Here is a 12,387-nt window from a genome sequence, read left to right as displayed (position 1 = left end):
CACCCGTCCCACCAGGTGCCCCACGCCCCACTGCGGCTGCTCCCCGTGGGCGGCACCTACGAGAAGCGCACCAACCTGGTGGAGGCCCGCGCCGTGGGTACGCTGGTGAAGGAGCTGCTCTCACGGCCCGAGCCGCCGTCCATTGGCATCGCGTGCTTCAACCTCACCCAGCGCGACACCCTCAACGACGTCCTCGACGAGATGGCCGCCAGCGACGCGGCCTTCGCGTCGCGGCTGGCCGAAGCGCGCGTGCGCCGGGGCTCGGGCTCGTTCGAGGGGCTCTTCGTGAAGAACCTGGAGAACGTCCAAGGCGACGAGCGGGACCACCTCATCATCAGCACCACCTACGGCCCGGACCGGCACGGCCGCTTCTACCGGCGCTTCGGTCCGCTGGGCAGCGCGGGCGGCGGCCGGCGCCTCAACGTGCTGGTGACGCGGGCGCGGGAGCAGATTCACCTCGTCACCTCGATTCCGCGCGAGTCCTACCTGTCCGCGCCCCCCATGGAAGCGGGCCGGCAACCCAACGGCGGCTGGCTCCTCTTCGCCTACCTGCGCTTCGCGGAGGCCCTGGAGTCGGCCTACACCCAGGCGGCCCGGGGCGAATCCGAGGATGCGAGGGCCCAAACGCCGCGGCCCGCCCAGCCAGCGGAGGTGTTCGTGCGGCCCACGGACGCGGGCTCGGCCTTCGCGCGGGCCCTGGCAGGACACCTGGCCACCCAGCACCGCGTGTCTTCGGACGTCCACTGGGGCAATGACGGCTTCTGCGTGGACGTCGCGCTCCGGCACCCCACCCGGCCGGGCGACGTCACCGTCGGTGTGCTGTGTGACGGTACGCGCTACCCCAAGGCCGCGGACCGCGTGGAGTGGGACCTGTTCCGCACGGGCGTGCTGGAGGGCCAGGGCTGGCGGCTCGTGCGGATGTGGACGCCCTCCTTCTTCCGCGACCCCGAAGGCGCCACCACCCAGGTCCTCCAGGCCGCGGGCGACAAGCTGATGCGCGAGCCCTCCGCCTCACCCGAGGCGGCCATGTCCGCGCGAGACGTGGTTCACTGAGGCGCAGGCGACGTCACTTCGCCTTCGCCTCCGGCAACCACAACACGCCGAGTTCCAGCTCCAGCGCCTCGAAGGGCTCGGCGCGGACGCGCTCGTCACCCGACCACGTGCCCTGTTCGAGCCACTGGCCACCGCTCAGGCGGAACACCTCCAGCGTCCGCGCCTGGGGGTCCACGAGCCACACGTGCCCGACGCCCTCCCGCGCGTAGATGCGCTTCTTGCGCGAGCGGTCCAAGGAAGCCGTGGAGGGCGAGAGCACCTCGCAGACCCAGTCCGGTGCCAGCGTGAAGTAGGGCGTATCCGGGACCTCCGGCATCCGGTCGCGGCGCCAACCCGCCAGGTCCGGCACCAGGACATCCGCGCCGAAGTGCAGCTCCGGCTCATCCAGGAAATACCAACCTCCAGGTCCGCCGCGACCCCGTTCGAAGGGGCTGTACAGCTCTCCCCCCAGCCGGGAGCTCGCCCGCGCGTGCCGGCTGGCCGGACGCGGCTGGGCAATCAGCTCCCCGTCGATGATCTGCCCCACCTGATGCTCCGGCAGCGCCACCAGGTCCTCGTAGGTCGCCGGGCGCTTCGTCTCGTGGCCCATTCCCGTGTCCCGTTCCTCTCTCACCGTGATGACCGGCTGCACCTGAATCATGGCCCCCGCCTCCCCGGAGTGGAACCCCACTCCTCGTTGCATGTCCAGACCCGACATTACCTATCAGGTCTGACACCCAGCGCCCAACCTTCAAGCCCCCATGGACCTCACACCCCGGAGAGGGAAGAATGCTCGGCGCCCCATGCGTGCCTCCCGTTCTTTCGCGTTCGTCCTCTCGCTGTTCCTCCTGTCCGCGCCCGTGCTCGCGGACAACAACGCGGATGAAGCGGACATCGCGTTCGAGCTCGGCAACGATGCCTATTCCAAGGGGCAGTACGCCGAGGCGCTGCGCTCCTACTTCACCAGCTACCGGCTGGTGCCCAACCGGAACGTCCTCTTCAACATCGCCCGCTGCTTCGAGGCGCTGGGCAAGTTCAACGAGGCGTACCGCTACTACAACGACCTGCTCGCCGAGGACCTGCCCAGGGACGACGCCGCCGAGGTCTCCCGCTCCGTGGACCGGCTCCGCCCCAAGGTCGCGCTGGTGCGCGTCACCACCACCCCCAAGGGCGCCGACGTCTATGTGGACCGCATGGACCTGGGCAGCCGGGGCCGCTCTCCGCAGACGCTCGCGCTGACGCCCGGCCGTCACAAAATCATGGTGAAGAAGGACGGCTACCGCCCCGCGGAGGCCACCCTCACCCTGGTGCGCGGCCGTGAGACGGACCAGACCTTCGACCTGGCCCTCATCACCGGCGGCGTGGAGGTGACGGGCACGCCGGCGGGCGCCGAGATTCGCGACGCGCCCAACGGCAACATCCTGGCCCGCGTGCCCGGCCGCGTGCGGCTGCCTCCCGGTCAGCGCGTGCTGTACGTTCGCGCCCCCGGCTACGCACCCGGCCAGTACGTGGTGGACGTCCCCGCCGACGGCAACGTGCCTGTCGCCGTGGCGCTGCGACCCCAGGACCGGCCCACCGGGCGGCTCGTCGTCACCGCCAACCGCGACGGCGCCACGGTGCGCGTGGATGGCAAGCCCGCGGGCTTCACCCCCACCGTCGTCACCCTCCCCGAGGGTGAGCACACGCTGGAGGTGGAGAGCCGCGAGGTGCGCCCGCTGCGCCAGACGGTGAAGGTGGTGGCCGAGGAGGAAGTGAAGGTCCACGCCGAGCTGCGCTACGCGCCGCCTCCGGTGCGCGCCGCCTCCAAGAGCCTGGTCGCCGTCGACGAAGCGCCCGCCTCCACCACCGTGCTCTCGCAGGAGGAGCTGCGCGCCTTCGGCTGGCGCACCGTCGCCGAGGCCGTGGCCGGCGTGCGCGGCTTCTACCTCACCGACGACCGGACCTATACATACATGGGCGTGCGCGGCTTCTCCCCGCCGGGGGACCTCAACACGCGCATCCTCATCCTCTGGGATGGCCACGCCATGAACGACGTCTGGGCCGGCCAGGGGTTCGCCGCCCGCGACCTCAGCGTGGACATCCAGGAGGTGGAGCGCATCGAGGTGGTGCGTGGCCCTGGCAGCGCCCTGTACGGCACGGGCGCCTTCTTCGCCGTCATCAACGTGGTGCCCCGCGAGTCCCTGGGCGCGGACAAGCACCTGGAAGTCACCGGCGCGGTGGGCGCGCTCGGCACCACGCGAGGCCACGCCGCCGCGTCGTGGGAGGACGGCAACCGGTCGGTGCTGGTGAGCGCCGCCGCCTTGACGGCCACGGGCGCGGACACCACCCGGCTGGGCGCCAACGGCCCCATCATCACCGGACTGGACGCGGAGCGCGCCGCGGGGGGCTCGCTCCGGGCCCGCGTGGGCGACCTGTCCTTCCAGGCCCAGTTCAACGTGCGCACCAAGGAGCTGCCCACCGCGCCCTACGGCACCGTGCCCGGCACGGAGGGCAACGTCGTGGAGGACCTGCGCGCCTTCGCGGAGGCCCGCTACGAGCGCCAGTTCACCGAGCGCTTCAGCCTGTCCGTGCGCGGCGCGTTCGACATGAGCCGCTACGAGGGCACCTACGTCTACCCGGAGGAGGACGGCGGCGCCCGGACCGAGGGCGGCGCGGCGGACTGGCTCACCGGCGAGGCCCGCGCGCGCATCGGCCTGTTCGAGGGCAACGTCTTCACGCTCGGCGTGGAGGGCCAGGCGCAGCTCCGCGTCCGGCAGGACGCCGGCGACCTGCCCCTGGAGACGCAGGCGCGCACGCTGCTGTCCGCGTACCTGCTCGACGAGTGGAAGCTCCACCCGCGGCTGAGCGTGTCCGCCGGCCTGCGTCTGGACAAGTACGTGGACCTGGACAGCACGCCCATCACCCCGCGCCTGGCCGTCATCGCCCGGCCCTACGAGCAGGGCCTCACCAAGCTGGTGGCCGGTAACGCCTTCCGCGCGCCCAACGTCTACGAGCTCTACTACGCGGACGGCATCTCCCAGGGCGCGGCGCTGGGCCTGCGGCCGGAGACCATCACCACCTTCGAGCTGGAGCACTCGCACGACCTGACGGACGAGCTGCGCCTCACCGTCGCCGGCTACCACAACCGCATCTCCAGCCTGGTGCAGCTCAGCGCGGAGAACGCGCCTTCAGGCGACTGCGGCACCGCCGCCTGTCTGCGCTTCATGAACGACGACGGCACCACGCTGGCCTGGGGCGCCGAGGCCGGCGTGCACTGGCAGCCGGGGCGCTGGCTGCTGGTGGACGTGAGTTACTCCTACGTGACGCTGCGCAACGCCTCGGAAGAGGTGGCCTCCGCGGCGCCCGCGCACCTGGTGGCGGGCCGGATGATGCTGCCCATTGGCGCTGGCGACATGCGCGTGGCCACCCAGGCCATCTACCAGAGCGCCCGGCCCACCGGCCCGGGCGGCGCGGACAGCGGCGAGGCGCTGCTGGTGGGCTTCGGCCTGTCGGGTGACTACGGCCCCCTGCGCTACTTCGCCGGCGTGCACAACCTCCTGGACGCCCGCTACGCGCTGCCGGTGTCGGACGAGAACTCCATCGCCCCCGTGCCGCAGTACGGCCGCACCTTCACGCTCCAGCTCACGGGGACCTTCTGACGTGACGGCCGGCGCCACCTTCACCTTCATCTCCCCCGGGCATCCGCTCTACGCGGGCGAGCTGGAGCTGCGCTTCCGCGTGCTGCGCGAGCCGCTCGGCTACACGCGTGACGACGTGGCCTTCCCCTTCGAGGCGGACAGCCTGCACCTGGTGGCGCACCAGGAGGAGGCGGTGCTCGGCTGCGTCCTCTTCAACCCCGAGGACGCCCACGGCGGGCGGCTGTTCCAGATGGCCGTGGCCTCTCACCTCCAGGGGCAGGGGCTGGGCGCTCGGCTGGTGCGGACGTTGGAAGTGGAGCTGGCGCGGCGCGGCTTCACCCATGTCCACCTGCACGCGCGCGAACCGGCGGTCCCGTTCTATGAGCGGCTGGGCTACGCCGTCTTCGGCGACCCCTACACCGAGGTGGGCGTCCCTCACCGCAACATGCGCAAGACACTCGGGGCCTAGCGGACCTACGAGCGCCTGGACCTCCTCGAACGCTGCTCCCGTGACGTTCGCGCGCTCCATCGCCGTCTTGAGGTCCTCATTCACGCCTCGGCTGATATGGTTGGGTTCCAGAGAGCCGAGAAGCTTGAGCACCGCCTGGGGCCGCGACGCCCTCAGCCAGCATCTTCGAAGCCACCCGGGACGCCCCTGCAAGCCAGGACCCGATGCTATGACAGACGCATGACGACGCTGAAGGAGTGGCTCCTGGCGGTCCTGCCGTTCACGGCGCTGGTCCTGCTCTGGCGCTTCTCGGTGTCGCGCGAGAAGCGGCACACCCAGACGCTCTACCGCGCCGTCGACGAAGGGGCCGTGAGCGAGGTCCAGGCCATCCTCTCGAAGCAGGCCTTCCCGAACCTGCGCTCGGTGGTCGTCGCGAGCGCCATCGTCAGGGCCGTCGAATCCAGACAGGTTGCCGTGCTCGACTTCCTGCTCAGCCCCGAGCTGAAGCCCGTGACGCCCACCCAGAAGCTCGATTCCTTCCTTCACGACCAGGCGATGAAGGGTGGCTGGAGGGGCGTGGTGCTCTGGCGCTCGCGGAACTCGCACCTGTTCTTGCCCTGGAGGGACCTGAGCAAGCGGGACAAGCTCCGGCTGAGGGCCATGGCCACCCGCGTCGTCGAGGCGGAGCCGTCGAAGGTCTTTCTTCGCCACGACGTCCGAGGATGGACCGTCGCCTGAAACGACGAAGGGCCCGCGCGTGGGCACGAGCCGTCGTGGAACGTCACCCGCGCGAGGCGAGGCCCTCGCGTCGCCGCTCCTCCAGGGTCATCGACTGGACGCGGGCTGCAGGAACAGCAGGTAGTGGTCCGGAAGGCCGTCGTACTCGGACACGATGGAGTAGCCCGCCTGCTGGGCGGCGGCGACGAGCGGCGGGCGCATCGCCCGAAGGTGCGTCACCGCGATACGGCCATTCGGGGTGAGGGCGAGACGCAGCCTGGTCAGGTAGGCCACACGGTCCGAGAGGAAGTGGTCCACCTCGGAGAGAAGGATGAGGTCGTACGCGCCGGGTTCGAGGCCTGGCTCGTCCGGTTCCACCTTGCGCACCACGACGTTCTTCCGCTCGGACATCCGTGCGCGAAGCCGCTTGAGGGCCTCGTCGTTGATGTCGGTCGCGACCACCTGTCCCGCCGGACCAACGGCCTCCGAGAGTCGCTGCGTGAAGTAGCCCAGGCCCGCTCCGACATCGGCAATCCGCTGTCCCGGCGTAATCCCCAGCGCGGCGATGAACCTGGCAGGCTGACGGGACTGGTCATACGAGGCCCGCGCGCCTTCGACCCCTCCGAGGCCATGGAGGTCGGCGGGCTGCTCCGCCGCGGGGGCCTCCGTCGGCGTCCGGGATGGCTCGGGGCGCTTTTCCTCTCCGCCCTCGGAGCGACATCCGCCTGTCGCGGCCGTCACCAGACAGAGCAGCAGCCGCGCGAGACGACGGGGCGTTGCATGGGCACGAAAGAGAGTCATTCCGGGCGGCCTCTTCGGAGAGGGAGGAGCAACGGGTGCTCCTCCGAGGATAGCACCCGTGCCGCCGCGTAGGCCTCGAGCTGGAAGGCCGTGTGTCCCGGCTCCAGGCCATGCCGCTCCATGCGCAGGTGTCTTTGGGCTTCGCGTTCTCCAAGGACTCCGCGTGACCGCATGGACAGGACTGCCACCTTCTTTCAATCCCACCCGACGGTCCCAGCCGTTTCACGGCAGCTTTCCCGTGTCATGACAGTCGCTTGCGCTTCTCGCTTCGGGGTCCATCACATGGCCGATTCCCGGACCTCCAGTCCGGTGAGTCGGCACCCGATCGAAACCCCATGACCCCACTCCGAAGCCTGTGGATCGCGGCCGCCCTACTGATGGCCGCCTGTGGAACGACTGAGCTCGCGCAGCCCGACGACGTACAGGATGCGACGACGGCCCAGGGCCTCTCCACGCTCTCCGTGCGAGGAACCACCAGCGCGAGCGGCCTGGCCATCACGGCCCTCTCCATCCCCACCCCCGTCGGTACGGCCGCCGGAGATGTGCTGGTGATGCAGCTGAGCAACCGCGAGGCCGTCGCCGCCGTCGCCACCCCACCCGCTGGCTGGACGCTGCTGCGCTCCGAGCAGAGCGCCTCGGCCATCAAGTCCTGGCTCTTCCTCCGCGTGGCCAGCGCCGCCGAGCCGAGCAGTCACACCTTCACCCTCGACCTCGCCAGCGCCATGGCGGCCACCCTGGTCGCGGTGTCGGGCGCGGATCCGCTCCAGCCGATCGACGTGCACGTGGGCCAGAAGAATGGCAACAGCGCGAGCCTCGCGCTGCCCGTCGCCACCACGTCGTCCGCGAACAGCCTCGCGGTGTGGTTCTCGGCCCAGGTCTGGGGAGGCGCCGCGTGCCCCGCGGTCCACACCCCTCCGACGGGCTTCACCGAGCAGCTCGACACCTGCCTCGTCTCGTCGTCGCGCGGCGTGCTGCACAGCGCCGCCACCTCGGAGCTCGGGGCCGCAGGTGCCCAGCCCGCCTTCACCGGCAGCTCCACGCTCCCCAACACCAACATCACACACGCGGTGGTGCTGCGTCCCCTCCAGCCGCCGGCCACCGGGGAGATCGCCCTCGTCGGCACCACGCACGCGAGCGGCAAGACGGTCACCAGCCTGACCCTCTCGACCCCTGCGGGCGTCGCCGCCGGTGACGTGCTGCTGGCGCACCTCGCGAACCGGAACCAGATCGGTGCCGAGCTCACCCCGCCTGCAGGTTGGACGCTGGTGCGCACCGACATGAGCACCTGGAGCATCCGCGGCTGGGTCTTCGTCCGCGTCGCCACCGCCAGCGAGCCCGCGAGCCACACCTTCCAGAGCTCCATCGCGAGCTACCTCGTCGGCAACCTCGTGGCGTATGCCGGCGTCGATCCGGCCAACCCGATCGACACGCACGCCGGCAAGAGCAACAGCGGCTCGACGGCCTTCACGACTCCGCAGCTGAGCACCTCGACCGCGGGCGGGGCCGCCGTCTGGTTCGGCGCGCAGGCGTGGACCGGCGCCGCGTGTCCGACCTCGGCGATCGAGCCCCCCGTGGGCTTCGCCGAGACCTACGACACCTGCCTGGTGTCCTCGTCCCAGGGCCTCGTCTTCAACGCCGCCTTCATGCCCCTCGCCAGCGCCGGCCTCCAGGGACCGTTCAACGGGAGCTCGACGTTCGCCGAGACCAACGTCGCGCAGGTCGTCGCCCTTCGCCGCGCCGAGGCCGCGCCGTCCTCGGGGGTCGCGTTGCGTGGGAGCTCGCACCACAGCGGCTTGTCGGTCGCTTCGCTGTCGATCCCCAAGCCGTCGGGGACCGAGGCCAACGACGCGCTCATCGCGCGGGTGAGCGTGCGCAACAACATCTCCGCGACCGTCACGCCGCCCGCCGGCTGGACGTTCCTGCGCTCGGAGCAGAGCGCCTGGGCCATCCGCACCTGGCTCTTCTACCGCGTCGCGGGCGCCTCCGAGCCTGCGAGCTACGCGTTCGAACTGGACGCGACCACCCACATGGCGGGGAGCGTGGAGGCCTTCAGCGGCGTCGATCCGGTCCAGCCAATCGACGTGCACGCAGGCCAGAAGAACGGCGACTCCGCGTCGTTCACCGTGCCCGACGTGGTGACCGGCAGCGCGGGTGGCCTCGCCGTCTGGTACGGCTCACAGGTCTGGCCGGACGCCACCTGCCCTGCCACCGGCATCGAGCCGCCGCTCGGCTTCACCGAGGCCTTCGACGCGTGCCTGGGTCACACCAACGGACTGCTCTTCAACGCGGCCTACCGGTCGCTCACCGCGCCGGGCCTCCAGGCGGGCCTCTCCGGCAGCTCCGCGTTCGTGCAGACCAACACCGCGCACGTGATTGTCCTGCGCGCCGCCAACGCCCCCACCTGCATGGTCGGCGACACGTACGCGAGCACCTTCACGCTCCAGGGCACCGTGACCGCGCCGGAAATCGTGGAGCCATCGGGCCTGGCCGCGAGCCGCGTGGTCGGCAACGCGCTCTACGTGCACAACGAGGACACCACCGCGATCGTCGCCATCGACACGCTCAACGCGAGCACGATTGGCACGTTCAACGTGACCAACGTGACGCCGGCCGACTGGGAGGACCTCGCGACCGGGCCCTGCCCGAGCGGCTCGTGCATCTTCATCGGTGACATCGGGAAGTGGAGCGCCAACTTCCCTCCGGGTGGCAGCCCCACGTCGTTCACGATCTACCGCGTGCCCGAGCCGGACCTCGCCAACGGCCAGACCTCGGGGGGGCTCGTCGCCGAGGCCTTCCCGTTCGTCTATCCGGACGGCGCGAAGGACGCGGAGTCGCTGATGGTGCACCCCACCACCGGGGACATCTACGTCGTCACCAAGAACGGGGGCACGGGGCAGAGCGGCGTGTACAAGTTCCCCCAGCCGCTGACGCCGGGCGTGCAGGCCACGCTGATCCACGTCCACACGATCCAACTGCCGCTGAACGGAGACGCCAACTTCTCGGCCGCGACCGCGGCGGCGATCCACCCATGCGCGGATCGCTTCCTCCTTCGCACCTACCGCACTGTCTACGAGTTCCGTGCGACGCCGGGACTTGGCTTCGAGTCGGCCGTCTTCGCGACGCCCGTCACGCTGACTGACACCACCGAGGGCCAGGGTGAGGCGATCGAGTACGAGGCCAACGGCGCGAGCTACTTCACGATGAGCGAGAGCCCCTCGCCCTTCAAGCTCAAGCGCGTGCCCCTGCTGTAGGACCGCGTCGACACGCCGAGGAGCAAGGCCGGTCGTGGGGCACGTCCCCATGGCCGGCCTTGCTGTTCCGAATTGGGAGCTCGCGCTCGGCGCCGCCGTTGACGCGGTCGTACACACGGCGTCCCGCCTGAAGCCCAGGCACACCCGCGGGCCGGAGCATGAGCACCGGTCCCCGCGGCCATCGCCGGGCCTGATGCCTCTCCTCGGACGCGACGTGCGACACGGAGGTCTCCGCGTCAGACTCCTTGCGAACCCGCGGGGCAGCTGCGCCCGCTGCGAGGGAGTCCACGCGATGGAGACCATGGCCACGGCGCTGCGACGCTACTTCGACGAGAGCGGCTTCGGAGAGGACGGCGGGTACGCGTCCGATTGGGTCGACTTCAAGCTCGGCCCCCTCCCCTTCCCGCTCCCCAACACCGAGGCTCGCAAGCGCGCGGTGCGCTTCCACGATCTGCACCACGTCCTCACCGGCTATCGCACCGACCTCACGGGCGAGTTCGAGATCTCCGCGTGGGAGATCGGCGCGGGCTGCGGCGACTTCCACGCGGCCTGGGTGCTCAACCTCTCGGGCATGACCGGGGGGCTGCTGACGGCCCCGGTGCGCACCTGGCGCGCGTTCGTCCGGGGGCTCGCCGAGCAGTCCACCTACGGGCGCGACTACGAGGCGCTGCTCGAGCGCAACGTCGAGGACCTGCGCGCGGAGCTCGGGATCGGAGCGGGTCCCCACCGAGCGGGCCTCGGCGCCGCGCTTCGCTTCGCCGCGGCGCTCACTGCGGGCGCGGTGGTCGGCTCGCTGATGATGCTGGTGCTCGTCTCTCCCATCACCCTGGCGCTCTGGTGGCGGGGCCGAAGGGCCAAGGCCCAGGCGCTGGCCGCCGCGCCCTGAGGGAGGGTGCAGAGAGGCCGAGGAGGGCCGCTGATGGGGCCGCCCGAGCGATGCTCCCGGCCGGTGGACAGGCCGCTTGAGCCCCCTTGGGGCACACGCCTGTCCAGGCCGCGCTCCCATCAGGTGCGTGGCAGGAGCCTTGGCCTGTTGGCTGTCTTAAGCCTCAACACCACACGGCCTGGGTGGCCCTCGTGCCGGGGCCAACCTCGCACATGCCGTGGGCAAGCCCACCTTGCTCAGTGTGGGGAACACCTCCGCGGCTCGCGGCAGCACGGCACCAACCGCTGCATCACGGTCCTGCACGTCCGCCGCCGCTACCCATGCCACCAACACCAAGCCCAGCACGTCCACCAGCTACGGAACGCGGCGACGGTTGGGCGGAAGGTGGTTGCTCGGTTCCAGGGAGACGGCCTACGTCACGCCCTGTGGGACTGCGTCCTCCTTTCGGATCTTCGTCAGCGTGCCTCCGGAGCGGCAGGTGGACGGCGTCGCCTTCGACATGACGCGGAGCTCGGTGAATGCGCCCTGGAAGATCCTGGTCGAGAAGAAGCAGACCTCGTTCCCCGCGCTCAAGAAATCGCTCGAACAGCTCTCCCCCCATCTCCTCACGCAGTACCCCATCGAGCGTCAACGTGATGCCGACCTGGATGCGCGGTGGGCGCACGAGCGGGAGGCGAAGAAGGCGGCGGAGCGCACTCTCGAAGAAGAGGCGAAGGATTCTTATCCGGAGTGAAAACCGAGCCTCTTTCGTGTGCCGACTGTTGACGGAGTTTCGGCGTGCGCTCATCCCACTTAAGGTCCTGCCGCAATGAGCTCTTCATCCAAACAGCCGACCCGGCAGTCCGGCAAGAGCACGGTCCTCGTCCTCGCCGCGGTCGCGATGGTTGGCGGAGTGGCCGCGACGACGATCCTGCTGAGCCGAAAGCCGACCGACATCGGGATGATCGGTAAGACCGATGTCGGGGGCCTGCAGGTGTTGGCCGACATTCAGACGCAACTGAGACCCTCGCGGGCTTGTAGCATCAGGTACGGGGAGCGGGGGCGGCGAGGGAAGACGGGTTCGCACACGGAGGTAGTGGTCAGCGCGTGTGAGAACGACCGCTTCGCGTTCGTCCGCATCACGGTCCCCACCGAGCGGCAGGTGGAGCGAGTCGCCTTCGATCTGGAGCGAAACTCCGTCTCCGAGCCCTGGAAGATTCTGGTCGACAAGGATCAGGTTCCATTTCCGGAGCTGGAGCGGGCACTCACGCAGATCGCGCCCTTCCTCGCCGAGGAGGCTCCCTCGAGGCTGGCCAAAGCCATTGAGGAGAAGCGCGCGGCTGACCGTGAGTTTCAGGAGCGTCAGGCCGCGGAGCCTGCTCGCAGGAAAGCGGCGCAAGACTCGTATCCGGAGTGAGGCGCCCGTCCCGCACGCGACTCTGGTGGGAACGCGTCGCGGGTGAGTGGCGTCGACTGCAGTGGAAGAACCGAACCTGACGGCGCCTGGTTGCTGCTGGCGTCACCCACGGGGCTGACCTTCTTGGCACTCCGCGCGCTGTGGCGCTTCGAACGCGGGGAGTGGACCGCCGCTGAAGTCGAAGGCGGCGTGGCGTCAGGATGACGAGGGGAACTCCCCAGCGGCCGGGGTGTGGCCGC

The 12,387-nt window shown here is 70.2% G+C and carries 10 protein-coding genes; 8 read left to right on the top strand and 2 right to left on the bottom strand.

The window, feature by feature from the left end; genetic code table 11:
* The coding region (locus HV824_RS24935) for an AAA domain-containing protein (RefSeq protein ID WP_255208320.1) at window positions 1-1,053 on the top strand (1,053 nt) is incomplete at its 5' end.
* A 13-nt stretch (window positions 1,054-1,066) separates the two neighbouring features.
* On the opposite strand, the gene HV824_RS24930 is transcribed toward HV824_RS24935, so the two are convergent.
* Window positions 1,067-1,693 carry a Uma2 family endonuclease gene (locus tag HV824_RS24930; RefSeq protein WP_255208319.1) on the bottom strand — a complete coding sequence of 209 codons (627 nt, stop codon included), beginning with the start codon at window positions 1,691-1,693 and terminating at the stop codon, window positions 1,067-1,069.
* A 142-nt stretch (window positions 1,694-1,835) separates the two neighbouring features.
* Between HV824_RS24930 and HV824_RS24925 the strand changes: the two genes are divergently transcribed.
* From HV824_RS24925 to HV824_RS24915, 3 genes are all read left to right on the top strand, one after another.
* On the top strand, window positions 1,836-4,670 hold the full coding sequence (locus HV824_RS24925) for a TonB-dependent receptor (protein ID WP_255208318.1): 2,835 nt from the start codon (window positions 1,836-1,838) through the stop codon (window positions 4,668-4,670).
* A 1-nt stretch (window position 4,671) separates the two neighbouring features.
* Entirely contained in the window at window positions 4,672-5,118 is a 447-nt protein-coding gene (locus tag HV824_RS24920) for a GNAT family N-acetyltransferase (protein WP_176424408.1), read from the top strand.
* Between the two features lie 219 nt (window positions 5,119-5,337).
* Window positions 5,338-5,835, top strand: coding sequence for a hypothetical protein (locus tag HV824_RS24915; RefSeq protein ID WP_176419571.1), 498 nt, complete (start codon window positions 5,338-5,340; stop codon window positions 5,833-5,835).
* Between the two features lie 87 nt (window positions 5,836-5,922).
* Here HV824_RS24915 and HV824_RS24910 read toward each other — a convergent pair whose 3' ends face one another.
* On the bottom strand, window positions 5,923-6,615 hold the full coding sequence (locus HV824_RS24910; RefSeq protein ID WP_217917700.1) for a class I SAM-dependent methyltransferase: 693 nt from the start codon (window positions 6,613-6,615) through the stop codon (window positions 5,923-5,925).
* 335 nt (window positions 6,616-6,950) lie between these two features.
* Between HV824_RS24910 and HV824_RS24905 the strand changes: the two genes are divergently transcribed.
* The 4 genes from HV824_RS24905 (at window position 6,951) to HV824_RS24890 (ending at window position 12,148) form a co-directional block, all read left to right on the top strand.
* Window positions 6,951-9,866, top strand: a complete 2,916-nt coding sequence (locus HV824_RS24905) for a cell wall anchor protein (protein WP_176424407.1) — start codon at window positions 6,951-6,953, stop codon at window positions 9,864-9,866.
* Window positions 9,867-10,158: 292 nt separating this feature from the next.
* A complete protein-coding gene (locus HV824_RS24900) occupies window positions 10,159-10,752 on the top strand; it encodes a Coq4 family protein (protein ID WP_176419569.1) in 594 nt (197 codons plus the stop codon).
* A 388-nt stretch (window positions 10,753-11,140) separates the two neighbouring features.
* Window positions 11,141-11,485 carry a hypothetical protein gene (locus HV824_RS24895; protein WP_255208317.1) on the top strand — a complete coding sequence of 115 codons (345 nt, stop codon included), beginning with the start codon at window positions 11,141-11,143 and terminating at the stop codon, window positions 11,483-11,485.
* A gap of 75 nt (window positions 11,486-11,560) precedes the next feature.
* Window positions 11,561-12,148 (top strand): hypothetical protein, encoded by a 588-nt coding sequence (locus HV824_RS24890; protein WP_176424406.1) that lies wholly within the window; start codon window positions 11,561-11,563, stop codon window positions 12,146-12,148.
* Window positions 12,149-12,387: the final 239 nt, after the last annotated feature.

Source organism: Myxococcus sp. AM009 (assembly GCF_013372605.1).
Classification (GTDB): domain Bacteria; phylum Myxococcota; class Myxococcia; order Myxococcales; family Myxococcaceae; genus Myxococcus; species Myxococcus vastator.
This window is presented reverse-complemented; position numbering and strand designations above follow the sequence as displayed.

Bases quoted from the DNA above. Each gene is read 5' to 3' on its own strand.
- HV824_RS24930 (WP_255208319.1), bottom strand. From the start codon at position 1,693: ATGATTCAGGTGCAGCCGGTCATCACGGTGAGAGAGGAACGGGACACG.
- HV824_RS24925 (WP_255208318.1), top strand. From the start codon at position 1,836: ATGCGTGCCTCCCGTTCTTTCGCGTTCGTCCTCTCGCTGTTCCTCCTG.
- HV824_RS24915 (WP_176419571.1), top strand. From the start codon at position 5,338: ATGACGACGCTGAAGGAGTGGCTCCTGGCGGTCCTGCCGTTCACGGCG.
- HV824_RS24910 (WP_217917700.1), bottom strand. From the start codon at position 6,615: ATGACTCTCTTTCGTGCCCATGCAACGCCCCGTCGTCTCGCGCGGCTG.
- HV824_RS24905 (WP_176424407.1), top strand. From the start codon at position 6,951: ATGACCCCACTCCGAAGCCTGTGGATCGCGGCCGCCCTACTGATGGCC.
- HV824_RS24900 (WP_176419569.1), top strand. From the start codon at position 10,159: ATGGAGACCATGGCCACGGCGCTGCGACGCTACTTCGACGAGAGCGGC.
- HV824_RS24890 (WP_176424406.1), top strand. From the start codon at position 11,561: ATGAGCTCTTCATCCAAACAGCCGACCCGGCAGTCCGGCAAGAGCACG.